The sequence below is a fragment of the Stenotrophomonas sp. 63632_Sma genome (assembly GCF_056482875.1).
Genome location: NZ_CM151220.1, coordinates 2,323,432 through 2,349,999, shown reverse-complemented (window position 1 = coordinate 2,349,999; position 26,568 = coordinate 2,323,432). Strand labels below are relative to the sequence as shown.

The 26,568-nt window shown below is 64.5% G+C and carries 26 protein-coding genes; 16 read left to right on the top strand and 10 right to left on the bottom strand.

All coding sequences use genetic code 11. The annotated features are described in order from the left end of the window. Positions 1-2: 2 nt before the first annotated feature. The gene (locus ACZK45_RS10975) at positions 3-3,050 is read right to left on the bottom strand and encodes an efflux RND transporter permease subunit (RefSeq protein ID WP_478445857.1); all 3,048 of its coding nucleotides are present in this window, start codon (positions 3,048-3,050) and stop codon (positions 3-5) included. Continuing rightward, positions 3,047-4,135 (bottom strand): efflux RND transporter periplasmic adaptor subunit, encoded by a 1,089-nt coding sequence (locus ACZK45_RS10970; protein WP_223276796.1) that lies wholly within the window; start codon positions 4,133-4,135, stop codon positions 3,047-3,049. The genes ACZK45_RS10975 and ACZK45_RS10970 overlap by 4 nt, the downstream gene beginning before the upstream one ends. Positions 4,136-4,484: 349 nt before the next feature. Between ACZK45_RS10970 and ACZK45_RS10965 the strand changes: the two genes are divergently transcribed. From ACZK45_RS10965 to ACZK45_RS10935, 7 genes are all read left to right on the top strand, one after another. Then, the gene (locus ACZK45_RS10965; protein ID WP_263010003.1) at positions 4,485-5,603 is read left to right on the top strand and encodes an AraC family transcriptional regulator; all 1,119 of its coding nucleotides are present in this window, start codon (positions 4,485-4,487) and stop codon (positions 5,601-5,603) included. A gap of 175 nt (positions 5,604-5,778) precedes the next feature. Further along, a complete protein-coding gene (locus ACZK45_RS10960) occupies positions 5,779-6,189 on the top strand; it encodes a hypothetical protein (RefSeq protein ID WP_012511082.1) in 411 nt (136 codons plus the stop codon). A gap of 265 nt (positions 6,190-6,454) precedes the next feature. Then, positions 6,455-7,135 (top strand): DUF3313 family protein, encoded by a 681-nt coding sequence (locus tag ACZK45_RS10955; RefSeq protein WP_180837104.1) that lies wholly within the window; start codon positions 6,455-6,457, stop codon positions 7,133-7,135. A 204-nt stretch (positions 7,136-7,339) separates the two neighbouring features. Further along, a complete protein-coding gene (locus ACZK45_RS10950; protein ID WP_478445856.1) occupies positions 7,340-7,942 on the top strand; it encodes an RNA polymerase sigma factor in 603 nt (200 codons plus the stop codon). After that, positions 7,939-8,982 (top strand): FecR family protein, encoded by a 1,044-nt coding sequence (locus tag ACZK45_RS10945; RefSeq protein WP_346484585.1) that lies wholly within the window; start codon positions 7,939-7,941, stop codon positions 8,980-8,982. Before ACZK45_RS10950 ends, ACZK45_RS10945 begins: the two co-directional genes overlap by 4 nt. Before the next feature lie 108 nt (positions 8,983-9,090). Then, the gene (locus tag ACZK45_RS10940; RefSeq protein ID WP_478445855.1) at positions 9,091-11,547 is read left to right on the top strand and encodes a TonB-dependent siderophore receptor; all 2,457 of its coding nucleotides are present in this window, start codon (positions 9,091-9,093) and stop codon (positions 11,545-11,547) included. A 46-nt stretch (positions 11,548-11,593) separates the two neighbouring features. Continuing rightward, positions 11,594-13,477, top strand: a complete 1,884-nt coding sequence (locus ACZK45_RS10935) for a PepSY-associated TM helix domain-containing protein (protein WP_478445854.1) — start codon at positions 11,594-11,596, stop codon at positions 13,475-13,477. A gap of 23 nt (positions 13,478-13,500) precedes the next feature. Here the strand turns inward: ACZK45_RS10935 and ACZK45_RS10930 are convergent, their stop codons facing one another. The 4 genes from ACZK45_RS10930 to ACZK45_RS10915 are packed head-to-tail and all read right to left on the bottom strand — an operon-like array spanning position 13,501 to position 17,264. Continuing rightward, positions 13,501-14,538 carry an alpha/beta hydrolase gene (locus ACZK45_RS10930; RefSeq protein ID WP_346484582.1) on the bottom strand — a complete coding sequence of 346 codons (1,038 nt, stop codon included), beginning with the start codon at positions 14,536-14,538 and terminating at the stop codon, positions 13,501-13,503. Further along, positions 14,535-15,011 carry a (R)-mandelonitrile lyase gene (locus ACZK45_RS10925; protein ID WP_065723301.1) on the bottom strand — a complete coding sequence of 159 codons (477 nt, stop codon included), beginning with the start codon at positions 15,009-15,011 and terminating at the stop codon, positions 14,535-14,537. The genes ACZK45_RS10930 and ACZK45_RS10925 overlap by 4 nt, the downstream gene beginning before the upstream one ends. A gap of 25 nt (positions 15,012-15,036) precedes the next feature. After that, positions 15,037-16,023, bottom strand: coding sequence for an aldo/keto reductase (locus tag ACZK45_RS10920; RefSeq protein WP_346484581.1), 987 nt, complete (start codon positions 16,021-16,023; stop codon positions 15,037-15,039). 11 nt (positions 16,024-16,034) lie between these two features. Next, a complete protein-coding gene (locus ACZK45_RS10915; RefSeq protein WP_478445853.1) occupies positions 16,035-17,264 on the bottom strand; it encodes an MFS transporter in 1,230 nt (409 codons plus the stop codon). A gap of 168 nt (positions 17,265-17,432) precedes the next feature. On the opposite strand from ACZK45_RS10915, the gene ACZK45_RS10910 reads away from it, so the two are divergent. Together ACZK45_RS10910 and ACZK45_RS10905 are read left to right on the top strand one after the other, a co-directional pair. After that, entirely contained in the window at positions 17,433-18,320 is an 888-nt protein-coding gene (locus tag ACZK45_RS10910; protein ID WP_197615165.1) for a LysR substrate-binding domain-containing protein, read from the top strand. 320 nt (positions 18,321-18,640) lie between these two features. Next, complete coding sequence (locus ACZK45_RS10905) at positions 18,641-18,874, top strand: hypothetical protein (protein WP_049422290.1); 234 nt, start codon at positions 18,641-18,643, stop codon at positions 18,872-18,874. 24 nt (positions 18,875-18,898) lie between these two features. Here ACZK45_RS10905 and ACZK45_RS10900 read toward each other — a convergent pair whose 3' ends face one another. The 3 genes from ACZK45_RS10900 to ACZK45_RS10890 form a co-directional block, all read right to left on the bottom strand. Next, on the bottom strand, positions 18,899-19,450 hold the full coding sequence (locus ACZK45_RS10900) for a cysteine hydrolase family protein (RefSeq protein WP_346484579.1): 552 nt from the start codon (positions 19,448-19,450) through the stop codon (positions 18,899-18,901). A gap of 3 nt (positions 19,451-19,453) precedes the next feature. Next, the gene (locus ACZK45_RS10895) at positions 19,454-20,092 is read right to left on the bottom strand and encodes a DUF6766 family protein (protein ID WP_197615163.1); all 639 of its coding nucleotides are present in this window, start codon (positions 20,090-20,092) and stop codon (positions 19,454-19,456) included. A gap of 100 nt (positions 20,093-20,192) precedes the next feature. Then, a complete protein-coding gene (locus ACZK45_RS10890; RefSeq protein ID WP_478445852.1) occupies positions 20,193-20,381 on the bottom strand; it encodes a hypothetical protein in 189 nt (62 codons plus the stop codon). 148 nt (positions 20,382-20,529) lie between these two features. Here ACZK45_RS10890 and ACZK45_RS10885 point away from each other — a divergent pair, with 148 nt between their 5' ends. From ACZK45_RS10885 to ACZK45_RS10855, 7 genes are all read left to right on the top strand, one after another. Then, a complete protein-coding gene (locus ACZK45_RS10885) occupies positions 20,530-21,693 on the top strand; it encodes a zinc-dependent alcohol dehydrogenase (RefSeq protein WP_478445883.1) in 1,164 nt (387 codons plus the stop codon). Between the two features lie 10 nt (positions 21,694-21,703). After that, positions 21,704-22,210 (top strand): hypothetical protein, encoded by a 507-nt coding sequence (locus ACZK45_RS10880; protein WP_478445851.1) that lies wholly within the window; start codon positions 21,704-21,706, stop codon positions 22,208-22,210. Positions 22,211-22,312: 102 nt separating this feature from the next. Further along, positions 22,313-23,254: an acyl-CoA dehydrogenase middle domain-containing protein gene (locus ACZK45_RS10875; RefSeq protein ID WP_478445850.1), complete on the top strand. Its 942-nt coding sequence runs from the start codon at positions 22,313-22,315 to the stop codon at positions 23,252-23,254. Further along, positions 23,242-24,000: a PIG-L deacetylase family protein gene (locus ACZK45_RS10870; RefSeq protein ID WP_197615161.1), complete on the top strand. Its 759-nt coding sequence runs from the start codon at positions 23,242-23,244 to the stop codon at positions 23,998-24,000. Before ACZK45_RS10875 ends, ACZK45_RS10870 begins: the two co-directional genes overlap by 13 nt. Next, positions 23,997-24,584 carry a class I SAM-dependent DNA methyltransferase gene (locus tag ACZK45_RS10865; protein ID WP_180837078.1) on the top strand — a complete coding sequence of 196 codons (588 nt, stop codon included), beginning with the start codon at positions 23,997-23,999 and terminating at the stop codon, positions 24,582-24,584. The genes ACZK45_RS10870 and ACZK45_RS10865 overlap by 4 nt, the downstream gene beginning before the upstream one ends. After that, positions 24,581-25,273: a glycosyltransferase family 2 protein gene (locus tag ACZK45_RS10860; RefSeq protein WP_197615159.1), complete on the top strand. Its 693-nt coding sequence runs from the start codon at positions 24,581-24,583 to the stop codon at positions 25,271-25,273. Before ACZK45_RS10865 ends, ACZK45_RS10860 begins: the two co-directional genes overlap by 4 nt. Positions 25,274-25,430: 157 nt before the next feature. Next, complete coding sequence (locus ACZK45_RS10855) at positions 25,431-25,859, top strand: BLUF domain-containing protein (protein ID WP_049463400.1); 429 nt, start codon at positions 25,431-25,433, stop codon at positions 25,857-25,859. Between the two features lie 112 nt (positions 25,860-25,971). On the opposite strand, the gene ACZK45_RS10850 is transcribed toward ACZK45_RS10855, so the two are convergent. Beyond that, on the bottom strand, positions 25,972-26,364 hold the full coding sequence (locus ACZK45_RS10850; protein ID WP_180837258.1) for a response regulator: 393 nt from the start codon (positions 26,362-26,364) through the stop codon (positions 25,972-25,974). Positions 26,365-26,568 lie beyond the last annotated feature (204 nt).

The window sequence follows — 26,568 nt, the reverse complement described above, 5'->3', positions numbered from 1 at the left end:
GATCATGCCTCCTCGGCCGGGTGAATGCGGTAGAGCGCGGCATACAGCGCTGGAATGAGACCCAGCGTGATCAGCGTTCCAAGGGCAAGGCCGCCGATCATCACGATCGACATGCTGGTCCACATGGAGCCGCCAAACAGCAGCAGCGGGACAAGGCCGAGAATGCAGACCATCTTGGTCATGACGATGGGCCGCAGGCGCTTTGCCGCAGCCTCTTCAATGGCCTGGAGAGGAGGCAAGCCATCGCGCTGGCCTTCGTCGATCGCATCGATGAGCAGAATCGCGTTGTTGACGATGATGCCGGCAAGTGCGAGCAGCCCCAGTGTTCCGATGAAGGTCAGGCTGGTGCCACTCAGCTTGAGTGCCAAGGTCGCGCCGATGACCACGAACGGAATGCTCGCCAGGACGATCAGGCTCTTGCGGATGCTCTCGAACTGCCATACGAACAACAGGAACATGGCAGCAAGGCAGAGCGGGAGCAGCTTCTCGATGCCTTCGTTGGCACTCTTGCTCTCTTCGATCTCGCCACCGAGTTCAACCCGCACGCCCTGCTTGCGGAATTCGGAAAGAAGTGGCTCGACCTTGTCCGCGATCCCCTGGGCGGTCAGCTCGGAGCTCTTTGCAAGCACGGTGACCGCGCGCGTCTGGTTCACTCGCTGGATTGAAGACAGCTGCGGCGCCAACCGAAGCTTGGCCACCTGGCCCAGGGGCACGCTTCCGCTGCCATCCGCCTTCTGGATCGGGAGTGCCTCAAGCTGGCCGATATCCGTGCGCAGTGCCGCCTCTCCGCGGAGGATGACCGGGAGAACGGTGTCGCCCTCACGATAACGGGAGATCGTTGCGCCGGTCAGCAGCATGTCCATGCTCTTGGCGATGTCCGCGCTGCTGATGCCTGCGGCCTGGGCCTTGGGTTGATCGACGTCCACATCAAGCTGGACAACCTGGCGTTCGGCATCGCTGGATACATCCACCATCCCCGGCGTGTCCTGCAGCGTGCGCAGCAGCTTCTCGGCGGCAATCCGATGTGCGCCGTCGCTGCTGGAGATACGGAACGTCGCGACGCCGGCATCCGAAGATCCCATCGAGAACCGCTTGGGCTCCACCCGCACATCCGGGAAGTGTGTTGCCATCACAGAACGCAGCCGCTCAATGGCCGCTTCATGCTTGACGCCCTTCGCAAGGGACAGCACGGCATACGCGCGGTGTCCTGCGGGAGTAGGGGGATTCAGTGCCAGAATGAAGCGTGGGCCACCATCGCCCATGTACAGGGCGTGGCTGGAGATCTCCGGAACGAGCTTCTCGTCGGCCAGTACCTTGCTGATCTGGTGAGCAACCGCCATCGTATTGGCCGGGCTGGAATCCGGGGACAGCTCGATGGCCATCTGCAGCTGATGGCGCTCGGACGGCGGCATCAGCTCGTTGGGGACGGTGGTGAACAGCCAGCCGGAGGTTGCCAGCAGCGCAACCATTACACCGATGTAGATGGCCTTGTGCCCGAGGATCCAGCGGACCTTGCCACGGTACCAGCCCGTCAGCCGCTCGACCGCGAGTGCGGTGCGGCTGAGTTCGGCATGGTGATGGGCAAAGTGCTTGCACAGCAGCGGAATCAGGGTAACGCCGATGACCAGCGACAACAGCAGGGCGATGGCCATCACGATGCCGAGACTGCGCAGATACTCACCGGTTTCCGTGCTGGAGATGGCCAGCGGCATGAACGCGAGGATGATCGCCAGCGAAGAAACCAGAAGCGGCACGAACATCGTGCTGCCTGCGTGAGCGGCAGCCTGGTCCGGCGTCTCACCCAGCGAAAGCCGCCGCTCCATGTCTTCGGCAACCACGATCGCGTTGTCAACGAACAAGCCCAGGGCAATGATGATTGCACCCACCGAGATCATGTGCAGATCGATGTTCAGGATCTTCATGATCGCCATCGTCCCCAGCACCGTGGTCGGCACGATGGCGCTGACGATCAGGCCGGTCCTCATTCCAAGGAACAGCACGACGACCGCCATGACGATGGCCAGGGTTTCCAGGAAAACCTTGGCAACGCGCAGCAGCTGGGTGGAAACAACCTCGGCCTGATCCGTGATCTGGACAAGCTGCATGCCGGCCGGCAGCGTTTCCGAAAGCCGTTCAACATCGCCTCGCAGCAGATCGGCGAAGCTGACCACGTTGAGCCCCGGTGCCATGGAGACCGCTATCACCACGGCCGGCGTGCCATTCACGAATGCACCGGTCATTGGCGGGTCCTGGGTCACCCGTTCCACTCGCGCAAGGGCGCCCAGCGGCACCGAGCCACCCTTCGGCAGCGGAATCGGCGTGCTCTTCAGCTGGGAGGGGTTGTCGGCGTCACCGCTCACGTTGAGCGTGATCTCCGAACCTCCGATCTCGACGTAGCCCGCCGGTGCAATGACATTGCGCCTGGAAACCGCATCGGCAATCACATTGGGGTTGAGCCCACGCGCAGCCAGGGAAGGCACGTCCAGGATGATCTGGACCTGCTCGTCCCTCACGCCGTGCAGCGAGACACGCTCGACCCCGGGCAGCCGGAACAACTCATCGCGCAGGCGGCGGGCTTCTGCCCGAAGCTCGCCTGCGTTATAGCCATCGCCGGTCAGGCCCATGGTCATCACCGCAACCCGACCGAATTCGTCGTCCACGACCGGGCCAATCGTTCCCTCGGGAAGCTGGCTCTGGATGTCTCCCATGCGTGAGCGCAACCGTTGCCACACGATGGGAATCTTTTCCGATTCCACGGTGGGGTAAAGATCAACGTAGGTGAACGCAAAGCCTGGACGAACAGTCGTCCGGATGCGCTTGACCTCCGGCATGCCACGAATGCTCTCCTCGATCGGGCGAGCGACCAGCTGCTCGACCCGGTCCACGCCGGCGCCCGGCATGAAGCTGAGTACCGTCGCCGTGCGAATGGTGATAGGGGGCTCTTCAGTGGACGGGAAGTCCAGCGCCAGAATGAGGCCGGTGAGGACGATCGCAACGATCGCCAGCAGGGTCAGGCGGGGACGCGCCAATGAGAATGACGAGAGGCTCATTGTTCTGATCCCATCTTCATGTCGACCGGTTTGATCTGCGTGCCCGGGCGGATGGCCTTGGCACCCGCAACCACGACGCGCTGACCGGCGGAAATCTGCCCGCTCACCTCGATCCAGTCACCGTGATACTGACCCAGATCTACTTCCGCCAGCTCGGTCGTCTTGCCATCCTTTGCCAGCCGAAGCACCTGGCCCTTGCCGCCAACGGCAGACGGCAGAACAGCCCGAAATGGCACTTGAAGCCTGGCTGGGCCTGTATCCGTTCCAGTGATCCGGACCGACCAGGTCGAACCCACGGTCGCCGCCTCGGGCACTGCGATGTATGCGGTACGCACGCCGCCTGCATCAACGCGGCCGTCGACACGGAGCACCTTGCTCGCCACGGTGTCCGAGCCGCTGATCAGGTTGACCACCTGCCCAACAGCCAGGGGAGCAGTGCCCGGAATCGCGACAGACAGCTCGCGGCCCGCACCATCGACCTGGATGGCAACAGCGCCGGGGCCCACGGACTGTCCAACTTCAACGTTTCGGGCAGCCACGACTCCGTCAAACGTTGCCTTCAGCGTGGCTTCGCCTTGCGACCAGCCGGCGAGCTCGTGCTGTGCGCGGGCATTGCGGACGGCCGCATTCGCAGCCGCCAGTTCGGCCTTCGCGGCGGTCATCTCCGCCGGGCTGAGCGCATCAGCCTTCTGCGCAACATCCAGTCGCTCGACGCGTCGCTGGACCTCGTCCAGTGCGGCCTGCGCGCGTGCGACGTCGCCGGCAGCGGACGCCTCCTGCGCTGCAAAGGGGACCGGATCCAGTCGAGCAAGCACCTGTCCCTTGCGTACAACGTCACCCGGTTCAACAAGTACCGCGGAGACCTTTCCGGAGACCGGGAAGGACAGCTGTCCTCGCTGCGTGGCACGCACGGTGCCGATGTAAGCGCGCTGATCGCCAGCAGCCTGTCGAACGGAGGCGACATACGCGGTGCGGGCTTCTGCCGTCCCGCTCTCTGGTGTATCGGAACATCCCGTCATCGCGGACAGGGCAATGGCCAGCGCGCTGAGACGAGGCACCAATGACCAGGTCATATGGGTTTTCACGTTCGATTCCTTGTATGGGTGGTCAGTTCCACAGACCAGCGCGGTGTGGTCAGGTCTGCAGGCGGCGTAAATTTAGGGGGATACCTGCACCCCGAACAGGACAGTTGTGGACACGCGGGGGCTCAAACAGGTCAACTGGGACAGATGGCGCGCCTGGTGATCCCTCGTCGCATGAGATGTCCCAGCCTGAATCTGGTCAGCGACGTGAGGGCATGGTTACTGTCGGTGCCCTCAAAGGGACATTGGAGGTCGGGCAGGGGACCCAAAAGGCCAGAATGTGTCCGCCACGTTGAAACAGGTCCCCTGGCGGCCCGACTATGTGGGCGTCGCACTACCTTTCGAATACGTGATGGCCCCTATCCCCAAGAATTTGCCGGCATTCAAGGACTGGCCTGTCGCCGGCGAGGATCCCGCGCTGGATGCTGCCGGTCTCCAGGCTTCTGAAGATCCAAACGCCGCAAGCGAATCGCAGATTGCCGAAATAGTGCCTACCGGGGCGAGGGCAATCCTCGGCTTGGTCGAGGACCGGGGGTTCTCTCCGGAAGAGCTATGCCGCGGGCTCGGCTTCACTTATCGCGATCTATCAATGAGGGACGTGAGGCTGTCCTACCGCCAGATGCGCCAGTTGTTCATGCGGGCTGAGCGTTTGCTGGGCGAACCTGCGCTGGGCCTGGCACTGGGAGCCAGACAGACGCCCATTTCCTGGGGCGTACCCGGATTGGCAATGCTCACCTGCGAGACCTACGGCGATGCACTGACGTACGGCCTCACCCATCAGCAAGCCATCGGCTCGATGCTGATCCACACGGTGGAGGAGGTGGGAAGGGAAGTGAGGATGGAAGTCCGGTTCAAACGATTCGACATTCAACTGGAGTCGGTGCTGGTCGAGGACGCGTTCGCCGGATTCGTTGCGGTCAGCAGATACGTGATTGGACCATCATTCGCGCCACTCAGGGTTGATTTCTCACTCCCCAAGCCCTCTGATCCTGAAGTCTATCGACGATTCTTCCAGTGCCCTGTCCGCTTCGATGCTGGCGTCAATCGCCTGACCATAGACTCACATTGGCTGAGCGCGCGCTTGCCCGGTTTCGATCGGGTCAATTCAAGAATTGTCCGAGAGCAGTTGGATTCACTTCTTCCAACGCGAGGGGGCCGCAATGAGATTGTTGAATCCCTGTCGAGCCACCTTCGATGTGATATCGAGTCAACGACCAAGCAGAGCGAACTTGCGAGCCTGATCAATGTCAGTGAAAGAACGCTCCGCCGCCGCCTGAGCCGCCAGGATTCCAGTTATAGGGAGATTCGGGACGAAGCGAGGTATGAGCGCGCCCGCGATCTCCTGCTGAACTCAGAGTTGAGCATCGCCGAAATTGCAGACGCGGTTGGATATTCCGACGCCCGTGCATTCCGCCGCGCATTCAAGCGTTGGGCGGGTTGCCTGCCAACCGAGTTCCGGGAATCCAGGTAGACAGCATCCACCCTGGTTCCAGCACGGCGGGTAGCCATCGGTAGAGACCGGGCCACCCAATGACGTCGGGGCTGCCGCCGGGCCGTGCTGCCGGTGGTGGTTGCGCGTCTGTAGTCCATTGCACCAGTGCGTGTGCAGTCCTCTCCAGCCACCCCTCCTTCACCTGGGTAGAACCATGAAGCGCATACGGCTGTTTGAATCGAAACTCGCGGCGAGATTCCTTGAGGTCGATCGATTGGCGCGGGAAGGCGCTACGTTGAAGAACGTGGCTGAGAACATGCGCACGATCACCATTGCGGTGACGATGCTGATCGTGGTGGGGCTGCTGATGGACGTTCCGGCGTCCGTCATTCGTGTGGCGGCCATCGCATGGGGGTGCTGGGCATTGGTCTATGCGCTGCTTGCCGCAGCACAAGCAGGACTTCTCTTTGTCCTGCTGCTTGGCGAGGTGGCCCTGTTGAAGCACATCCTCATCCGGATTGGATTTCTCAGAGGCGCCATTGCCACAGGATTCGCGGTGCTTGTCGTGATCATCATGGCAGTGTCGTGCGTGCTGTTCGATCCGAAGCACATGTTGCATTGGTGATTGCCGACATCCTGCCGACACCCTGCAATCGTCGGGCCCTGCATTCCGGACCGGCCAAGGCGAGCCCCGCACATGGGGGATGTTCGACCTCGATTGATTCCGTTCCACTCAACCTGTGAAAGTCATGCACTCTGCAATTCCCTGCTGCCGTCGTCATTCATCAGGCGGCGATCGAACTGCCACTCTGGCCAGAACATCCGGTTCCGGACGCGTCGCGAAAGGCAGCTTGTGGCGGCGGGTTCCGCGGCTCCTCGCAGGAGTGGGAATGCTGTTGCTGGCCGCATGCAGTCCGGTGCATGTGGTCAGGTCAAACCAGGCCAGGACCTATGCAGGTCTCAGCATCCACGGGGAGCGTCGGATGGAGATCGTGCCAGCGGGTAGCACGCACGGGCACTTCCAGACGGTGACTCTCGCCCCCGTCCTGCTGATGCCAGAGGTGGCTGCAACGCTGAGCCCGGGCGTCGGTGATCGCCTCAAGGCTGCCGTAAGCAGTCAGCTGCAGCGGCAGATCGACAGGCGCCTGGGCCGGAGTGGGGCAGGGCGACCGGGAACGGGGCTGTTGCTGCTTGCAAGGATCACCTCGGTGAAGGAGGTGTCTGTCGGCCTGAACATTGCCACATCGGTCCTGATGGGGCCGGTGAGCAAGGGGCAGCTTTCCCTCGAGATCGAGGCGATCGACGCAGGCACTGGCAGGCAGGTAGCACTGCTGCTGCTCGCCGACGAAGCCGATATGAGGGACATCCGGAAAAGCTACACCCCGGACGGTCATGCCAAGGCGCTTGCAGGCCGGTTCGCGATTGAGGCGGTGGAGTTCATCGCGCCAATGGTGCGATCACGGCAGCTTCCCGGAGAGCGCAACTGCCGTGCGCTTCACCCCGGTTCCCAGGCCTCATCCGAACCGCGGCTGCAGGAAAGGGAGGGGGTAGGGAGTTCCAATTGCAAATGACTCTCACTACACTTGCGGCATCCCACCCCTTCCGCCGCCTATGGCGGCCAGAACTCCGGCTCCCAACGTGAATTCCCCGCCCCACCTGTGCAGACCGCAGGCATTTGCCCTGAGGGTGATGTGTCCACGCTAGGCCCGGGCACGGGCAGCAACGCAGATCGGGCCTCGTCCACGGAGGCAGGCATTCCGGAAGACGCCTCGCCAATGGGCGGCAACCTCCTTGCGAAAGCCTATGCCCGCTGGCGCGGGCCCATTCTGCGCAGCCTTGCGCGTGTCAGAGGTGCGGACGGTGAGGACGCCCTGCACGACGGTGCAGTCAAATGGCTGGCGGCAAACCCTGCACTGGCCTCGTGCGACCAGCAAGGCGCCTATTTCCGGCGAACGGTGATGAACACCGTGGCCGATGAGTATCGTGAGCACACCGCAGGTCGCCGTCTCCAGACCCTGCCACTGGCAGATGCCGAGGATACGGGCCAAGCCATCACCAGCGATGAATCACAGTGCCCGTTGCAGCTCAGCGCCCAGCGGCAGCGCCTGGAGCGCCTGCGAGAAGCGCTGGCCGAGCTGCCGGAACGTCAACGCGAGGCCTTCGTGCTCTGCCGCTTCGATGGGCTGACCCAGGAGGACGTGGCCGCTCGCATGCAGATCTCCCGCCGCATGGTGGTCAAGCACCTGTCGCGAGCGGTTGCCTACTGCGAAGTGCGGGTACGCTATGCGTCTCTGGCACAGATGCAGGAACTGCATCGCCCGACCAAGGCGGGCGAGGCGTTGGCGCCTGCCATCGATGCTGATTTTCCCTACCGATGACCGATCTCCCTTCTGCCGCAGGTTCCGACCCGTTTGCCCTGCATGAGGCGGCCGCCGCATGGATGGTGCGGCGGCAGGATGAGGACTGGCAACCGGAAGAAGAGGCGGCCCTGCAGCACTGGCTGGCCGGGAGCGAAGCGCACCGACAGGCGTTCGCCGATGTGACCAGAACTTGGCACGACCTGGGCCTGCTGCCACGCCCCGTACTGGCCTCGGACGCGCATGCGGTGATCACCCCAGCAGTACCTGCACCTGCCGCTCTACGGCGGGGCAGGGCGGCGCGGCGTGCACGCTCGTGGCGCCTGCCCCGCATTGCGGCGGCTGCCGCCGCGGCAATGCTGGCCTTGGGGTACGTCGGCTACGGTTGGTACACCGCGCCCAGCTACGTACAGGACGTGGCCACCGGTGCGGGCGAGATACGTGATCTTCAATTGCCGGACGGCTCACGGATTTCACTCAATGCACGCAGCACGCTGGCGGTGCATTTCTATGGGTCCCGTCGTGAAGTGGTGCTCAGCCAGGGCGAGGCGTTCTTCGAGGTCGCCCCGGCGGCCGACCGACCCTTCACCGTCGATGCCCAGCGCAGCCGGGTGACGGTGGTCGGCACGGCCTTCAATGTGCGCAATGGGCCGGGCGAAGTCGTGGTCAAGGTGCTGCATGGGCACGTGCGGGTGCAGCCGGATCGCGCCGAAGGTGCCTCGCCGGTCAGCCTGCGCGCCGAACAGGGCCTGGCCGTTACCACGCTCACCGCTGCTTATCGCCCCATCGCCGCAAGCGCAGACAGCATTGGCGGTTGGCGAAATGGACGCCTGGTGTTCCGGCGCACCCCGCTGGACGAAGTGGCGCAGGAGGTCGGGCAGTATCTGGGCCATCCCGTCACGTTGGGCCAGCCAGGGCTGAAGTTCCTGCCGGTCTCCGGCTACGCAGCCACCGATGCCCCGGCCACCTTCCTGGAAGCGCTGCCGGATCTGTTGCCCGTGCAGGTGACCCGCACTGCCCAGGGCGGCTATCGCATCGACGAACGGCCTGTCACCCGCTGACGCCGGAACGAAAATTTCTTCCGGCGCGGGTTCCCACCCCACCGCCATTTTCCGTTTACCCCAGTGAGGCCAGTAGCGGCCAAGCATGATGGAGCGGTAATGGGGTACATGAAGATCAAGCGCGCACTTGTTGCTGGCGCGTTCTCTACGGGGGTACACGCCAAGCGGCTGCCGTTGCTGGCACTGTGCATTTCCAGCGCGCTGGCAGCGCCGACCATTGCACAGGCGCAGCCGGCTGCGCGCGTGCAGTTCGATATTCCGGCGCAACCGCTGGATGCCGCACTGCGCCGCTTTTCCGAGCAGTCCCGGCAGCAGGTGCTGTTCAGCGAATCGGCGGTGGCGGGCCGTCGCGCCCCGGCCTTGACCGGCAGCTACACGCCGCAGGAGGCACTGGCGCGCCTGCTGGAGGGGAGTGGCGTGCGTGTCAATGCCACCCGTCCGGGCGTGTTCACCCTGGCCCAGGAAGCAGCAACACCTGCGCGCAGCAAGGAGGCCCAGACCACCCTGCAGACCGTGAACGTGACCGCCAATGCCCCAAGCGATGGCGCTTACACGGCACGTGAACTGAGCCTGGGCAAGCTGGGGCAGAGCATCCGCCAGACCCCGCAGTCGGTCAGCGTGATCACCCGCCAGCAGCTGGACGACCGCAACCTCACCACGCTGGACGAGGCCCTGGCGCAGACCACGGGTGTGACCAAGACCGCCCGCAACTTCGGCAACCACAAGTTCTCGATCCGCAGCTTTACCGTGGACGACAGCAACTATCTGGTCGACGGCGTGGCCGGCATCGTCTATGCGCCCGTGGGTTGGCTGCCGATCGACACCGCGGTACTGGAGCGCGTTGAAGTGCTGCGCGGTGCTGGTGGCATGATGCTGGGTGCAGCCGACCCCAGCGGAGCAATCAACATGGTGCGCAAGCGCCCGCGCGACCAGGCTCATCTGGATCTGGCCGCAACCGTGGGCTCGTGGGACAACTACCGTGTCGAAGTCGATGGCGGTGGCCCGCTCAATGCCGCCGGCAGCGTGCGCGGCCGACTGGTCGCCGCCTACCAGGACCGCGATTACTTCCAGCGGGGCACCTCATCGAAGACGCCGGTGGCCTATGGGGTGATCGATGCCGATCTGGGCACGGATACCACGCTGACCTTCGGCCTGCGCCATCAGGCCAGTGACACCGACGGCTACTGGCTGTTCGGCCTGCCGCGCTACACCGATGGCGGTGCGCTGGACATCAAGCGTTCCACCTCGCTCATCCAGGACTGGAACCGGCAGGAGGGCTCCGTCGACGAAGCCTTTGCAGAGGCGGAGCACCGCTTCAACGAACGCTGGAAGGCACGCCTGTCGGTGAACCGCACCGAGTCGGACCTGGACCAGCGTGTCGCGGTTCCGCTGGGCGGGGTGGACCGCGCCACCGGCATCGGTTCGCGCTTCTATGACATCTATTTCAACCGCTCGCGCGTGCGTAGTGATGGCATCGACCTGCACACCACCGGCAGTTTCGACGCCTTCGGCCGCAGCCATCAGCTGCTGCTGGGCGCGATGTGGTCGCGCCAGCGTACCCGCCAGAGCTCGGCGGACCTGGCCATCGACGTGCCGATCAATGTCTACGCACCCGACCACAGCGCCATTGCGCAGCCGATGCAGCCCGCGTGGGACTGGTCAGAAAACGCCCGCGCCCAGCAGAGCGGCGTGTACAGCAACCTGCGTCTGCAGCTGGCAGAACCGCTGCACCTCACGCTGGGTGGCCGGCTGAGCTGGTTGAAGTACCAGTCCAGCGATGGCTTCACCGGCGCCAAGAGCCGCGACTACGAACAGAAGCACGAATTCACCCCGTACGCCGGCCTTGTCTACGACCTGGGTCCGCAATGGTCGGTCTATGCCAGCTACGCCGATACCTTCCAGCCGCAGAGCTCGTACGTCACCGCGTCCGGCTCGGTGCTGGATCCGGCCATCGGCGCCAACTACGAGCTGGGCGTGAAGGGTGAGTTGAACGATGGCCGCCTGAATGTCTCCGCCGCAGTGTTCTCCATCCGCAAGACCGGCAACGCCGTGGTGGACGAATCCGACCCGGGCAGCTGCCGTGGCTCGCTGGCGTCGTCCGATTGCTACCGCAATGGCGGCAAGCTGCGCAGCAAGGGCTTTGAGCTGGAGGCCAGCGGCGAACTGGCGCCGGGCTGGCAGATGATGGCGGGCTATACCCACGTCACCAGCCGCGACGATGAGGGCGCGACCATCAGCGCCGAGACGCCCCGCCACCTGCTGCGCCTGTCGACGTCCTACCAGCTGCCGGGCAAGTGGAACGCGTTCTCTGTGGGCGGTGGTGTATCGGCACAGAGCAGCTACTCCTATCCGGCCTACGACGACCCGGACTGGCGCATGGGCGCAGCGGGACGTGCCGTGTGGGACCTGCGGGCCGGCTACCGGATCAATCCGCGCTGGAGCGTAGGCGTCAACGTGGCCAACCTGTTCGACACCCGCTACTACGCGATGATCAGCCAGATCCGCCGCGGCAACTTCTTTGGCGAACCCCGCAATGTGATGCTGACGCTGCGCGGCTCGCTGTGACCTTCCGCAACCGGCGGGGCAACGGCCTGCCCGCCACGGGGCAGGCATGAAAGCGGGCTTTCGGCAGAGCATGTCGTGGCTGCACACCTGGTGCGGCCTCACCTGTGGCTGGTTGTTGTGCGCGATTTTCCTGACCGGCACGCTCAGCGTGTTCCGTGAGCCGATCACGCGATGGATGGAGGCCGGCCCCGTGCCGGTGTCCTCGCCAGCGGTGGACACCGCAACGCAGGCGGTGCGTGCGCAGCACTGGCTGGCCGCCAACGCCGCCGATGCCCGGGCATGGCAGATCCGTTGGCCTGCGCAGCACGGCTGGCCGCTGGAGCTGTCATGGGAGGATGGCGACGGCACTGCGCACGAACGCTGGGTGGATGCCCGCGCCGGCATGCCACAGCCTCCACCTCGTCTTCGGGAAACCGAAGGCGGGCGCAACTTCATGTCCTTCCATTACACCCTGCACGGCGGCATGGCCGGCTACTGGCTGGTCGGCTGGATCACCGCCTGCATGCTGCTGGCGCTGGTGTCCGGCGTGGTGGTGCATAAACGCATCTTCAAGGACTTCTTCACCTTCCGCCCGGGCAAGGGACAGCGCAGTTGGCTGGATGCGCACAACCTGAGTGCCGTGCTGACCCTGCCGTTCCTGTTCATGATCGGCTACACCGGGCTGACCTTCTTCTACAGCAGCTATCTGCCGTGGCCGGTGCATGCGGCCTATGGCGATGCCGATGACGCCTATGCGCGCTACGAAGCCGAGCTGGCGCCTGTGCAGCCAGCTCCGCCGGGCATCCTGGTATCCACCGCGCAACTGCCGGACGTGCAGCAACTGCTGGCACGCGCGCACGCCATCAGCGGGCAGCCACCGGCACTGATCGTGATCCAGGCGCCCGGCACCGTGCACAGCGTGGTGGAGGTGATCGGTCGCAAGCCCGTGGGGCGCGCAGACAGGCATCTGCTGACCGAGGCCAGCCGGGTGACGTTCGATGCTGCCAGCGGCGCGCTGCTGCAACAGCATGGTGCACATCCGCATGTCATTGGCGCCGTACAGGTGCACGAAACCATCGAAGCACTGCACAAGGCCGATTTCGGCGGCTGGCCGATGAAGTGGCTGTACTTCATCAGCGGCCTGCTGGGCACGGCGATGATCGCCATCGGCACGCTGCTGTTCTCCATCAAGCGGCGCAAGCGCAGCGAGCATGAGTTCGGCGCGGCCACGGCGGGCATCTACCGCTGCGTGGAAGCCTTCAACGTGGCATCGCTGGCCGGGGTGGCGCTGGCAAGCATCGTCTACCTGTATGGCAATCGGTTGCTGCCATTGGAAATGAGCGGTCGCAGTGCGTGGGAAATACGCATTTTTCTTGCGGCCTGCGCTGCCTCGGTGCTGCACGCGCTTTGGCGCCCACCTCGCCTGGCCTGGATCGAGCAGCTGTGGCTGGCCGCAGCGCTGTGCCTGGCACTGCCGCTGGTGAACATGGCAACCACCGGTCAAGGCATGCTGATGTATCTGCAGCGCGGTGCATGGCAGCAGGCCGGCGTGGAGCTGGTCGCACTGGCATTCGGGTTGATGCTGGCAAGAATGGCCCTGATGCTGCAGCGCCGCTGGCCACGGGCGCAGGAGGCGGCGCGCCCGGCCAAGCCTCCGGCCGGGCGGGAACCGGCCTATCGCTGGCAGGTGGCGAGCCGCGTGCTGGCCGCCTCGCTGGGCGGATACCTGATCACTGCCGTTACGGCCACGGCACTGGCGTTGTTGTTGCCCGTGCTGGCAGGGGTAAGGACAGCCGTTTCGGTCCTGGCCAGTTCACTGCTGGGGTTCGTGCTGTTCATTGCCGTTGCTGCGGGCGTCTTCAGTGCCCGCAGTGTTGGGAGGGTGTGGCTGAGTCTGGCGGCGGGGAGTGCCCTGATGGGGTTGCTGGTGGCGATGCTGCGGACGGGGTGAGGCCAGGGGGGGGCGTTGGCCTGTCACATGCTTCCGTCCAGGCTCTTCCGGAAGAACGCCCCCAGCGCTGCAAACGGAATCAGATCGGTGCGGTCGTACAGATCCACATGGCCTGCACCCTTCACCCACAGCAGTTCCTTCGGTTGTCCCGCCAGCCGGTAGGCCTCCTTACTGAATTCCTTTGAATGCGCCTGATCACCCGCAATGAACAACATCGGACGCGGGGAGATGGTCTCGATGTCGTTGAACGGATAGAAGTTCATGAACTTCACGTTGCTGGTCAGCGTCGGGTGGGTGGTGAGCTGCGGTGATGAGCCGGCCGGCGTGAATTCGCCACGCGGCGTTCGGTAGAAGTCGTAGAACTCGCGCTGGATCGGATGAGTTTCTGCCTCAAGCCTATGCACCGTGCCGGAGGTGTACTGTGCGGCGCCGCCCTCGGCTTCGACCCAACGCTGGCGCGCGGCAGCAGCAATCACGGCCTTGCGCTGCTCAACGCTCTGCGAGCGGTTGAGGGCACTGCGGTTCGCAGCGCCCATGTCGTACATGCTGACGGTAGCAATGGCTTTCATGCGCGGGTCGATCTTGGCCGCACTGATCACGAAACTGCCACTGCCGCAGATGCCAAGCAAGCCGATCCGTTCGCGATCCACCTGTGGCTGCGTGCCCAGGTAATCGACGGCTGCACTGAAGGCCTCGGCATAGATGTCCGGCGCAACTGCATTGCGGGGCTCGCCCGCACTTTCACCCCAGAATGACTGGTCGATAGCCAGGGTCACGAAACCTTGTTCAGCCAGCTTCTGTGCGTAGAGATCCGCACTCTGCTCCTTCACCGCGCCCATGGGATGGCCCACGATGATGGCGGGTAATGCTTGCCCAGGCCTGCGGTTCTTCGGCACGTAAAGATTGCCGACGATCTGCATGTGGTACTGGTTGTTGAAGCGCACCTTCTCGCTGGTGAGCTGAGTGCTGTGATAGAAGTTGTCCGCGCCGTGGGCCATGTCCTGTCCAACTGCAGTGAGGGGGATGGCCGCGAGGACCAGAGAAAGCAGCAGCGTCTTCATTCGCGCATCTCCGAATACTGTTCGTCGCTTACTTTCTCCAGCCACGTCACCGGGCTGCCATCCACCGCCTCGGCAATCGCGATGTGGGTCATCGCCACTGCGGCACTTGCGCCATGCCAGTGCTTCACGCCCGGGGCGATCCACACGGTGTCACCCGGACGGATCTGCTGGCGTGGCTGACCCCACTGCTGCACCCAGCCCACGCCCGCTGTCACGATGAGGGTCTGGCCCAGCGGGTGGGTGTGCCAGGCCGTGCGTGCGCCGGGCTCAAATGTGACCGTTGCACCGCCTACGCGTGCCGGCGCAGGGCGTTGGAAGCCGCCGTCGATGCGCACGTTGCCGGTGAAGTAGTCAGCGGGGCCCGCCACGGAAGATGCGCTGCCAGCAGGCGTTATGCTCAGATCGTCACTGGCCGGGCCGCCGCCGGTGGCAGGCGCAGCCATGGATATCAACGTGCCGAGAAGCATGGACATGGGGAGTACTCCAGGAGTTGGGGGATTACCAGGCGTAGGCATTGGGCGCCTCGCCACCGGGGCCAGGCCAGATCGCATCCAGTCGAGCCAGTGAGGCATCTGAGAGCTTCAGGGCAGGGGCCTTCAGGTTCTGCAAAAGCTGGTCCACCGTGCGCGGCCCGCTCAGCGCGGTGGTCACCACCGGGTTGTGCAGCAGCCAGGCCAGCGCCACGTCGGCGGGCACCTCGCCCAGCTCATCGCAGAACGTTTCATACGCTTCCAGCTGCGGGCGCAGCTGTTCGATACGCTGCAGGAGCTGCGGGGTAGCGCGTCGGCCATTGGCGACCTTCTTCAGCATGCCTCCCAGCAGGCCCATGCCGATCGGGCTCCAGGGGATCAGGCCCAACCCGTGGTAGCGCAGTGCCGGGATCACTTCCAGCTCCACCGTGCGCTGGGTCAGGTTGTACAGGCTCTGCTCGGCCACCAGGCCGAAGGTGTGCCGCGCGGTGGCCACGCCCTGGGCGGTGGCGATGTCCCAGCCGGCAAAGTTGCTGCTGCCCACGTAGGTGATCTTGCCTTCGCGGATCAGCTGTTCCATGGCCTGCCAGATTTCTTCCCATGGCGTGGCCCGGTCCACATGGTGCATCTGGTACAGATCGATGTGGTCGGTCTGCAGTCGGCGCAGGCTGGCCTCGCAGGCGCGGCGGATGTGGTACGCCGACAGCCGGCGATCATTCGGGCCCAGCCCCATCGGCTGGTACACCTTGGTCGCCAGTACCAGGCCATCACGCTTGCCACTGCGCTTGAGCCAGCGCCCAATGATCTCTTCGGAGAGGCCGAAGCCCTGCGCCATGCCCGGGGACTGCGGTCCGCCGTAGACGTCGGCGCTGTCGAAGAAGTTGATGCCGGCATCCACGGCGGCATCCATGATGGCGAAGCTGGTCGGCTCGTCGGCAAGCTCGCCGAAGTTCATGGTGCCAAGACCCAGCCGGCTGATCTTCAGGCCCGAGCGGCCCAGAGAGGTGTAGTGCATGGGGAACTCCTTCAGGAATGGACAGGCAGGCGATGGTGCTGCACCGAGCGCGCAGCGATGCAAGACGTCACCGCCGAGCCCATCAGCAGGACAGCGCTGAACCAGAACGTGGCGCGGTAGCCCTGGTGGTCCAGCAGCAGGCCGCCCACGGTCGCACCGATGGCGATGGCCATCTGCACCACGGCCACCATCAGGCCGCCACCGGCCTCGCCGTCATCGGGCAAAGTGCGGGCCAGCCACGACCACCAGGCCACGGGCGCCGACGTGCCAAGCAAGCCCCACAGGGCGAACAACACCGCCACCCTCGGCAGCGTGTTGCCGAGCAGGATCATGCACCCAGCCACCACGGCCATCAGTACGGGCAGCAGCACCAGTGTGCGGAAGAGTGCCTTGTGCACGAAGGGCTCGATCAACAACGTGCCGGCCAGGCCCGCAGCACCCATCAACAGCAGCAACAGTGACAACGTCGAAGGCGATACGTGCAGCGTGGCTTCCACGAATGGGCGCAGGTAGGTGAACAGCGAGAACTGGCCCATGAAGAACAGGCTCACGCCCGCCATGCCCCACGCCACCGGCGGGCGCTTCAACAGCGCGAACACATTCCACGAAGCGCGCCCGTCGGTCGCCTTCATCGATGGCAGCGCGGCGATCTTCCACAACAGGGCCACCACAGCCACCGGCACCAGCGAGAAGAACGCGCCGCGCCAACCGATGATGGCGCCGAAGTAGCTGCCCATCGGCGCTGCAATGACCGTGGCAAGCGCGTTGCCGCCGTTGACGATGGCCAGTGCACGGGGCACCTGGTGCGAAGGAACCAGGCGCATGGCGGTGGCCGCCGACATGGCCCAGAAGCCACCGATGGCCACGCCGATCAGCGCACGGCCCAGCATGAACACCGGGAAGCTGGGCGCCAGTGCCGCCAACGTTCCCGAGAGGATCATTGCGGTAGTGAGGCCCAGCAGCAGCCATTTGCGGTCCAGCTGCCCGGCCAGTGGCGAGACCAGCAGGCTGGTGACCAGTGCAAATGCACCGGACACCGCGATCGCCTGGCCTGCCTGGCCTTCACTGACCTGCAGGTCGGTGGCGATGGGCGTCAGCAGGCTGACCGGCATGAATTCGGAAGCGACCAGCGCGAAGGCGCCGAGTGACAGGGCCAACACCGCGCCCCATTCCCTGGGGGATGCCGAGCGGACAGGCGCGGCCATGCCTGCCCCAGCCGGGGGGAGATTGAGTGAACTCATGAAGGTATCCAGGCCCAGAAGGGCGACAACGGCGGAAGGTTCCGGCGGCCGGACCTCCCGTGGTGGGGGAGGGGGCCAGTCTGGACCACACGCTGGCGTTTGATTAGATAATCAATTTCGAATGGGTCAATTAGTTGCGCTAATCAATCCCTGTGACACACTGCACGCATGGCACGACGCAACTTCAATGACCTGCTGGCTTTCGTGACCGTAGCGCGGGAGGGCAGCTTCACCCGTGCGGCGGGCGTGCTGGGGGTTACCCAGTCCGCACTGAGTCAGGCCATCAAGACCCTGGAAGAGAGTCTCGGTATTCGGCTGCTGACGCGCACGACGCGCAGCGTTTCGCCGACCACGGCAGGCGAGCGCCTGCTGCAGTCGATCGGCAACCACTTCGACGACATCGAAATGGAGCTCGAAGCTCTTACTGCATTGAGGGACACACCGGCCGGGCAGATCAGGATCACCAGTGGCGACCACGTACTGCGCACGGTGCTGCTGCCCAAGCTGATGCCGCTGCTGCACCGCTATCCGGACATCCGCATCGAGTTCGATGTCAGCTATGCACTGCGTGACATCGTTGCCGACCGCTTCGACGCCGGTGTTCGCCTTGGCGAATCCATCGACAAGGACATGGTCGCCCTGCCCATCGGCCCACGCCTGCGCATGGCCACCGCAGGGACGCCGGGCTACTTCGCTGCGCACGGAATGCCGAAGGTGCCGGGCGATCTGACTGGTCACCGGTGCATCAACATCCGTCTTCCCACCAGCGGTGGACTGTATGTGTGGGAGTACGAGAAGAAGGGTCGCGAGATCAATGTGCGCGTGGATGGCCCGCTGGTGTTCAGCACGTCACCGCACATGGTCGATGCCGCGCTTGATGGCCTGGGCCTGGTGCATCTGCCCGTTGATGAGCTGGCACCCCATCTGGAAAGCGGCCGCCTGGTGCGGGTACTGGAGGACTGGTGCCCGCTGTTCCCCGGCTATCATCTGTATTACCCGAGCAGGCGGCAGCCTTCCCCGGCGTTCAGCCTGGTGCTGGAGGCATTGCGGGTCTAGGTCGATGTTGCCTCGATGACCGTCCGGCATCACAGCCGCGATGGGCTCACTGGAACTGGATCGCCGCCCTGCAGCCGGCCCTCGCGTGCGGGTTCTTCGCTACCGATCCGGAAACGTGCCGCATCCCAACCGATGCAGAACGCGGCAAGAGTTTGACCAGGCGGAACGCACGCTTGGACAGCCCACCCGTCTACTGGGCGGGGCACGTTCTACGAGTACCTTGCAATGCGTATTCTGGACCTCCTGGACACGCTGCGTTCACGGCCACCGACACCCGCGCTCACCACACTGCACCTCCCTTACGCACAAAGAGGTGCGACATGGCCACCTGTGATGTCTGCGGCAACAACTACGACAAGAGTTTCACCCTGCAGCAGGGCGGACGCAGCGGAACCTTCGATTCGTTCGAGTGCGCCATCCATGCATTCGCACCGCGCTGTGCACATTGCGACTGCGCAGTTATCGGACATGGCGTTGAAGGAAAGGGCCAGATCTTCTGCTGTGCACATTGCGCCGGTCATGCCGGTGTACAAGGTGTAGCGGACCGGGCCTGAGCTGCCTCGGTTTGACCCTGCCGATTACGCAGAGACCAGCGACGAAAGTCGAGCGACCCGGGCTGCACCCGAGTTCACCAGCACTGCCAGTGCACGCCGTTTCTGGGAGGGCATCGCCGCCACAGCTTCCAATGCCACCACGACCTCGAACTCCCTGGCGTTGGCGTCCAGCGCCGTGGCCAGGACACACGAGTCGGCCGTCATGCCAGTGAGGCAAAGACGGCGTACTCCCAGCTTGGCCAGCAGAATCGGCAAGGGACTGGCGAGGAACGCCGAGTGCTTGGGCTTGAGCACGAAATAGTGGCCGGGCAGGGGGGAGAGGGTTGTGGCAATTCGGGCAGCCGTCCCCCCGTCCCGCTGGCACTGCTCCACTTGCTGGCGGAAGTCCCGCTTCCAATCTGAGAAGTTGTCATTGGCATAGATGACTGGCCACCCTTGGTCATCGAAGTGGTCTCTCAGGCGGCGGATCTGCCGGGCCGCCTTCTCTGCCGCTGGCGCCAGCGCATCTGCACCTGGGAAGTCGAAACGACTGAACATGTCGATGATCAGCAGGGCGGTAGAAGGGCGGCGTGCCATGCCTCAATCTCCTGTCTGGGCATGGGGCGCTTCGACCGGCTTGGACTGTGGCGAATCCTTCTGGCGCAGGAAGATGGTCAGCACAACCAGAGACAGCACGGCCAGAAACTCACTTTGCCAGTTCTGCATGGATTCGAACCAGAACGTGCTGCTGGCCAGGTGCTCGAGAAAGCCCGGCACTGGCAGGCCCTGCAGCTGCTGCTCGGCTTGTTCGGCTCGCCAGCTTCCCAATGCGTGCAGCGTAAAGCTGGTCAGGAACAACAGGCCGAAGGCGATCGCAAGCGAGTGCCCGTAGATGACTTTCCATGCGCCACCACGCCTGAAGGGCCAAGGCGTCGGCCCCGGCTCGATGCGATTCTGTTCCTGCGCAGGGTCCAAGGGCCGCGATTCGGCCGAACCGCGCTGGCGCAGGCTGACCGTCAGAAGCACGTACATCCCCATCTGCAGGAATTCGCTCTCCCAGTTCTCAAATGTGGCGCTGACGAAATGCCCGGTTGCCAGGTAGTGCCAGAGATCGATCGGCGTGCGTCCGTGCTGCACCAGCTCCTGGTTGTGCACGTGATGTCCCGCAATTGCCTGCCCACCAATGAATACGACGGTGAGCACAAGCAGCACCAGCGAGAGACCGTTGCGCTTCCACATGCAACACCTCGTTCAGGCTGTTCCAGAGACCATCCATGAAGCTTGCGCGGTCGCAGCGCCATGACTTGTGATTGCTGCGCATCCAGAATGTGATGTGGTCTCAACGTTTCCCTGTTGGATCGGGATCAGGACGCTCGTAGTCCTCGGGCACGGCCTTCGGACCATCGCCGTCGTCAGGCATGTCGTGCTCCTTCCACTTGGATCGATCATTGCGCCGCTTGTCAGGCGTATGGGCCTTCGACTGATCATCCACGTCCGTGGTCGGATTGAAGGGGAGTTTGTCGGTCATGGGTTGCTCCTGCAGCAGGAGGTTGAAGCGTGCAATCAATCCGGTTAACGCGGTGACGTCGCGAAATGAACACCATGCACACCGGGATGTCACCGCAGGGGGAGGGGGGGGTTGCGATGCTGGAACCCCCTCTTGCTGGAGAAGCGCGATGCAGGCATTGACCTACCACGGCCGCAAGGATGTACGTGTCGAGACCGTGCCGGACCCGGTACTGGCGGCTGACGACGATCTGATCCTGCGTGTTACCGCTACCGCCATCTGCGGCTCGGACCTGCATCTGTATAGGGGCAAGATTCCCGATCTGCACGACGGCGATGTGCTGGGCCACGAATTCATGGGCGTCGTGGAAGAGGTCGGCAGCGGCGTCACCCAGGTCAACCCGGGGGATCGGGTGGTGATTCCCTTCGTGATCGCCTGTGGTGAGTGCTTCCACTGTCGGCTGGCCGAGTATGCCGCCTGCGAAACCACCAATACCGGCAAGGGCGCCGCGCTGAATCAGAAGGGCCTTCTGCCGCCGGCCGCGCTGTTCGGATACAGCCATCTGTATGGCGGGGTTGCCGGTGGCCAAGCGGAGTTCGTGCGCGTGCCCAAGGCGAATGTGGGCCCGCTACGTATTCCGGAAGGCGTAGCCGACGAGCAGGTCCTGTTCCTGTCTGACATCCTCCCCACCGGCTACCAGGCCGCGCTGAACGCAGGGGTGAAGCCGGGCTCAACGGTGGCCATCTTCGGTGCGGGCCCGGTAGGGCTGATGAGCGCGGCCTGCTGCCGGCTGCTGGGGGCGGAGACCATCTTCATGGTCGACCATCTTCGTTACCGCCTGGACTATGCGCGCCGGGCCTACGGGGTGACCCGCATCGATTTCAACGAGATCGAAGACCCGGCCGATTTCATTCTTGCCCACACCAGTGGGCGGGGCGTGGATGCCTGCATCGAGGCGGTAGGCTTCGAGGCCGAGGGCAGTGCGCTGGAGTCAGCATTGACCGCCGTGAAACTGGAAGGCAGCAGCGGCGTGGCGATCCGGCAGTGCATCGCGGCAGCACGCCGCGGCGGGGTGGTCAGCATCCCAGGCGTCTACGCCGGCTTCATCCATGGCTTCCTGCTGGGTGACGCGTTCGACAAGGGGCTGACGTTCAAGATGGGGCAGACCCATGTGCAGGGACTGATGCCGGAACTGCTCGACGCAATCATGGAAGGAAAGCTGGACCCGGGTGACATCATCTCGCACCGGATGCGCCTGGCCGATGCAGCGCAAGGCTATGCAATGTTTGATGCCAAGGACGACGACTGCCGCAAGATCGTATTGACACCTTGAGCGTGCCGACATGAGCGCGATCATCATGACGTGCGTCTATGCGCTCTGGTTGGCCGCCGGTTGGCTCGACTTCCATTTCCACCGGCGTACCGACCTGCCGCACACCTCTGCGTTGCGGGAAAGCTCATTGCACGGGCTGCAGCTACTGCTGATTGGCAGTGGCGTTCTGGCATGGCTCCTGCTGGAGAATACCCGGTCACTCGTCGCGCTCCTGGCGCTTCTGGTCACCGCACACGCGATCACCGGCTATTTCGACACCGTCAGCGCGGACGGTCGCCGGCGTATCAGTCCAGCGGAGCAGCACGTACACAGCGTGCTCGATGCCGCGCCCTGGGTTCTGCTGGGCTGGGTCGGCTGGCACGCGCAGCCGCGGTGGTCGCTGAGCGTGGATCCTGCGGCGCTTGAGGCCTGGTGGCTCGTTCTGCTGCCTGCGCTGGTGCTGGTGGTGCTGCCATGGCTGTGGGAATTGCAGCAGTGCCTGCGCGTGAGGCAGCAACGGCGTGGGACAGGTGCGTGAGGATCACTGCGCAGGGCATTCATTTGCCCGCCACACCTCCAAGACAGTGATGTGACCGCCTGCCGCCTACTTTCATGACATGTCTTCATTGCAGAAGCCCTCATGCAGGATGTGACGCCGCCATCATCATTGATCAACCGCGCCAGCCAGCTACTCGTCCAGCAGCCTGAACTGCCATTACCGGGATGCGGGCAGACACTGGATCGTTGGAGGGCGCTTGCGGCGTTGGGGGGCGAAGATCTCTGCCTGGCCAAGGTGCTGGAGGCACACTACGACGCGCAGGCGATCATGGCCGAGTTGAAGGCCCCGTCGGCTACTGAAGGCCAACTGTGGGCGGTGTGGGCCGCAGAGGGCCCGGCGAGCACACTCCGCATCGACGCCGAGGGCAGGCTGCGCGGGGACAAGCCCTGGTGTTCGGGCAGCGCCTGGGTGGATGCCGCATTGGTCACGGTTCGCAGCGCTCAGGGGGTGTGGCTATGCCAGGTCGCGGCGGAGCACTGGACGACGCTGTCGGGTGAGCCTTGGCCCGCCGTCGGCATGGCCGGGATTCCGTCCACCACCGTGCGCTTTGATGCCGCGCCGATGGTGATACTGGGCGCGCGCGATGACTATCTGCAGCGACCGGGCTTCTGGCATGGAGGCGCGGGTATTGCGGCGGTCTGGTTTGGCGCAGCGGTCGCGCTGGCCGAGCGCATGCGATCCGCCTGCACCGAGGGAAATCGCGCACGTCTACTGGGCGAAGTGGACCTCGCGCTGGCGCCGGCCGCGGCGCTGCTTCGCGAACTGGCGGCACGCATCGATGCCGAGCCCGAATCGGCGCATCGCGAGGACGTGGTGCGGGTACGTTGCGTGATCGAGCGTGCGGCCACGCGCGTGCTGGATCTGGCGGGTCGGGCCCTGGGCCCGGCCCCCATGTGCCTGGAAGACGCCCATGCCCACCGCTGCGCGGACCTGGCCGTGTTCCTTCGCCAGAACCACGCCGACCGCGATTGGGAGTGGTTGGGTGTGCAGCGGGCGGCCCAGGAGGCGACATGGGCGCTGTAGCCAATGCACCGCTGCAAGGCGAAGGAACCCAGGAGCAGGCATGGCTGCGCTGCCATTGGCTCTGGCAGCAGCCGATCACACCGGCAAGCGGGCTGTGCACAGGGCATGACCGCCTGGTGGTGGTCGCGCCGCACCCGGATGACGAAATCCTCGGCTGTGGCGGACTGCTCCATCACGCAGTGGGGCAGGGCATGGAGGTGAGCGTCGTTGCCGTGACGGACGGCGAAGCATGCTATCCGGGCGAGCCGTGGTGGACGCCAGGGCGCTTGCGGTCGGCACGGCGGGCGGAGCTTGCCGCGGCCCTTGGCGAACTCGGCATCCCGGCCGGTTCCATATTTCACCTGGGTATCGCCGACGGCGCGGTCAGCACGCACGAACAGGGCCTGGAAGGCTGGCTGCAACAGCATCTGCAGCCGCGTGACCTGGTCCTGGCGCCATGGCGGTTTGATGGCCACCCCGACCATGAAGCGGCAGGGCGTGCTGCCTGCCGCGCCGCCCGGGCGGTGGGGTGCCGCCGCTTGGAGTACCCGGTCTGGGGATGGCACTGGTTGGATCCGGCCTGTGCACATATGGCGTGGGAGGTGCCCAGACTGGTCGACATTTCAGCAGTGGCGGCCGCGAAACGAAACGCGATCGCGCATTTCCGGACGCAGACGGGCGACGTGCCGGGCTTGAACAGCCCTCCGGTGCTGCCCGCGCATGTACTGACCCGATTCTTCCGAAACTACGAGGTATTCCTGGCATGAGCGCGCAACCGTACTTCGATGACCTGCATGAGCAGGAGGACCCGTTCGGCTACCGAAGCCGATGGTATGAAGAACGCAAGCGTGCACTGCTGCTGGCAAGCCTGAGCCAGCGCCATTTCATTCGCGGGTGGGAGCTGGGTTGTTCCAATGGCGTGCTGACCGAGGCCCTGGCCGCCCGCTGCGAGCGCCTTCTGGCAACCGACATCAGCCCGCGTGCTGCGTTCCAGGCGCGCCGCAACCTGGCCCACCTGCCGCATGTGCAGGTCCACTGCGCCAGCCATCCCGAGCAATGGCCGCCGGGCCGCTTCGATCTGATCGTCTGCGGCGAAATGGGCTACTACCTGGGAGCCGGCGCGCTGCGCGAGCTGCGCACCGGTATCGGGGAAGCGCTTCGTGATGATGGACTGCTGGTGGCCTGCCATTGGCTGCCCTCGTTCCCGGGGCGCGCGAGCCGCACCGAGGTCGTGCATCGATGCCTCGGTGAAGGCCTGCAGGAGGCCTTCCACTATCGCGACGCGGACTTCGTACTGCAGGGCTGGACGCGCGGCGCGATGTCGTTGGCCCGACTGGAGGGCCTGCGGTGATAGGCGTGCTGGTTCCGGCCCACAACGAGGCCGCCAGCATGGAGCGGTGCCTGCAGTCGATCAGGAGGGCGGCCCTGAATCCCGGGCTGGGTGGCGAAGCGGTGGAGGTGATTGTTGCGCTGGACGATTGTTCGGACGCCACGGAATCCATCTGCGCCCAGCAACGGGTTGATACGCTGCGGTTGGATGCACGCTGCGTGGGCATCGCCCGGGCCGCCGCCGCCGCCGAGCTGCTGGGTCGGGGTGCAAGATGGCTGGCGAGCACGGACGCGGACAGCGAGGTACCTCCTGAGTGGCTGATCGCACAGCTTGAGGCACGCCCGGACGTCTTCTGCGGGCTGGTGGACATCGCAACGAACTGCAGCGCCGAGGAGCGCCTGCGCAAGGCGTTCCGGAGGCGGCAGCAATGGGGGGACGATCATGGGCGTATCCACGGTGCGAACCTGGGTGTTTCCGCCCAGGCCTATCGTGCGGCAGGCGGCTTTTCGCCGCTGCACTGCGGGGAGGACGTCCAGCTGGTGAGGACATTGCAGCGCCTCGGCGCTGATGTGCGGTGGGCGGGTGCGCCGCTCGTCATGACCAGTGCCCGCCTGGCAGGACGCGCGACAGGGGGATTTTCAGCCTATCTGGCGGAGATGGGAGCGGCGGGCGCCGCTTCGGCGGCGGGCCAGCCAATCCTGTTGACTTGAAAATCAGGCATTTCGGCGCGCCATGGCGGAATGCAACGGAAATGCTGTTAAAAACCCCGGTTCGCCGGGCAATATGTGACCAATTCACGTTTGGCGTTTACGGTCTCTCAACGACACCGGCCTTAGATTGAGCGACCGGGAGAGCAGGAGCGCCACCATGCCGAACAGAGCGATTGTCTATGTCAGCGAAGCCGTCGCTGGATTCACGTCCGCGCGCTTGGAAGCACTGATGGAAGATGCGGCCCGCTTCAACCGATCAGCGGGTGTGACCGGCGTGCTTCTATTCGACGGCCGGCACTTCCTGCAATACATGGAGGGCCCCGCCGATGGGCTGGATGTGGCCTTCTCCCGCGTCAGTGGCGCCGGCAGTCACACCGACCTGATGGAGCTTGCTCGCGGGCGTGTCGGGCAACGGCGGTTGCCGTTCTGGCCAATGCGCTGCCTGCCAGTCAGTGCGGATGAGCTGCGGATGATCGCCCTTGCTGACTGGACCAGTTTCATCCAGCGGGCGGCGACGAACCAGGCGGGAGCTACCGCGATGGAAAAGCTCCTCTCGATCGTCGAACCCTATGCTAAAGCGGCCTGACTGGTCGACGCGTTGCTGTAGGCCGACCCTCCCGAATTTCGCAGGGCGGCGCAGGACAAGTGAAACGGGTTTTCCCTTGCTGACACCCCACTGAGTTGACTGCGACGCAGGATCAGTGCGTGGTCAAGGGCGTGCAGGCATCGCCCATCACGCGTTGGACGGCCTGCTGCAACTGGGCGATGTGGAAAGGTTTGGCCACGAAGGCCGCGCTTCGGTGGCGCTGCGGCACCAGTTGGTCATAGACCGCAGACACAAACAGGAACGGGATGCCAAGCTCGGCCAAGCGATCGGCAACCGGAAAGACCACGCCGTCACGAAGCTCCACATCCAGCACGGCGCCATCGAACGTCTGCTTCTCCAACAGCCCCATCGCATCAAACACGCTATACGCATGGGTTACCTGGCCCCCCCCGTCTTCGAGCGCCTGCTCCATCAGTGCGGCCAGATCGAACTGATCCTCCACCAGCAGCAGGTTGCACCTGCGCCGGCTCATATCGGGTTGCATGCGCGCATGCCTGTATTGCCTCGGGAACTGCAGTGTGTGCTGTGCTGCATCAAGGCTGCGAGTGTGGAATGTCAGCCCGGTGCGAAGCTGGGAAGGTGTCGCCAATGCTGTCGAGGTGGCGTGGAAAGAGCCCGGCGTTCCTTGACGGCATTTTGGCAGCGGCCATGGATTATTGCCGCCATCTTCGACACTGGAGCTTCTGCC

Bases quoted from the DNA above. Each gene is read 5' to 3' on its own strand.
- ACZK45_RS10975 (WP_478445857.1), bottom strand. From the start codon at position 3,050: ATGAGCCTCTCGTCATTCTCATTGGCGCGTCCCCGCCTGACCCTGCTG.
- ACZK45_RS10965 (WP_263010003.1), top strand. From the start codon at position 4,485: ATGGCCCCTATCCCCAAGAATTTGCCGGCATTCAAGGACTGGCCTGTC.
- ACZK45_RS10960 (WP_012511082.1), top strand. From the start codon at position 5,779: ATGAAGCGCATACGGCTGTTTGAATCGAAACTCGCGGCGAGATTCCTT.
- ACZK45_RS10955 (WP_180837104.1), top strand. From the start codon at position 6,455: ATGCTGTTGCTGGCCGCATGCAGTCCGGTGCATGTGGTCAGGTCAAAC.
- ACZK45_RS10950 (WP_478445856.1), top strand. From the start codon at position 7,340: ATGGGCGGCAACCTCCTTGCGAAAGCCTATGCCCGCTGGCGCGGGCCC.
- ACZK45_RS10945 (WP_346484585.1), top strand. From the start codon at position 7,939: ATGACCGATCTCCCTTCTGCCGCAGGTTCCGACCCGTTTGCCCTGCAT.
- ACZK45_RS10940 (WP_478445855.1), top strand. From the start codon at position 9,091: ATGAAGATCAAGCGCGCACTTGTTGCTGGCGCGTTCTCTACGGGGGTA.
- ACZK45_RS10935 (WP_478445854.1), top strand. From the start codon at position 11,594: ATGAAAGCGGGCTTTCGGCAGAGCATGTCGTGGCTGCACACCTGGTGC.
- ACZK45_RS10930 (WP_346484582.1), bottom strand. From the start codon at position 14,538: ATGAAGACGCTGCTGCTTTCTCTGGTCCTCGCGGCCATCCCCCTCACT.
- ACZK45_RS10925 (WP_065723301.1), bottom strand. From the start codon at position 15,011: ATGTCCATGCTTCTCGGCACGTTGATATCCATGGCTGCGCCTGCCACC.
- ACZK45_RS10920 (WP_346484581.1), bottom strand. From the start codon at position 16,023: ATGCACTACACCTCTCTGGGCCGCTCGGGCCTGAAGATCAGCCGGCTG.
- ACZK45_RS10915 (WP_478445853.1), bottom strand. From the start codon at position 17,264: ATGAGTTCACTCAATCTCCCCCCGGCTGGGGCAGGCATGGCCGCGCCT.
- ACZK45_RS10910 (WP_197615165.1), top strand. From the start codon at position 17,433: ATGGCACGACGCAACTTCAATGACCTGCTGGCTTTCGTGACCGTAGCG.
- ACZK45_RS10905 (WP_049422290.1), top strand. From the start codon at position 18,641: ATGGCCACCTGTGATGTCTGCGGCAACAACTACGACAAGAGTTTCACC.
- ACZK45_RS10900 (WP_346484579.1), bottom strand. From the start codon at position 19,450: ATGGCACGCCGCCCTTCTACCGCCCTGCTGATCATCGACATGTTCAGT.
- ACZK45_RS10895 (WP_197615163.1), bottom strand. From the start codon at position 20,092: ATGTGGAAGCGCAACGGTCTCTCGCTGGTGCTGCTTGTGCTCACCGTC.
- ACZK45_RS10890 (WP_478445852.1), bottom strand. From the start codon at position 20,381: ATGACCGACAAACTCCCCTTCAATCCGACCACGGACGTGGATGATCAG.
- ACZK45_RS10885 (WP_478445883.1), top strand. From the start codon at position 20,530: ATGCAGGCATTGACCTACCACGGCCGCAAGGATGTACGTGTCGAGACC.
- ACZK45_RS10880 (WP_478445851.1), top strand. From the start codon at position 21,704: ATGAGCGCGATCATCATGACGTGCGTCTATGCGCTCTGGTTGGCCGCC.
- ACZK45_RS10875 (WP_478445850.1), top strand. From the start codon at position 22,313: ATGCAGGATGTGACGCCGCCATCATCATTGATCAACCGCGCCAGCCAG.
- ACZK45_RS10870 (WP_197615161.1), top strand. From the start codon at position 23,242: ATGGGCGCTGTAGCCAATGCACCGCTGCAAGGCGAAGGAACCCAGGAG.
- ACZK45_RS10865 (WP_180837078.1), top strand. From the start codon at position 23,997: ATGAGCGCGCAACCGTACTTCGATGACCTGCATGAGCAGGAGGACCCG.
- ACZK45_RS10855 (WP_049463400.1), top strand. From the start codon at position 25,431: ATGCCGAACAGAGCGATTGTCTATGTCAGCGAAGCCGTCGCTGGATTC.
- ACZK45_RS10850 (WP_180837258.1), bottom strand. From the start codon at position 26,364: ATGCAACCCGATATGAGCCGGCGCAGGTGCAACCTGCTGCTGGTGGAG.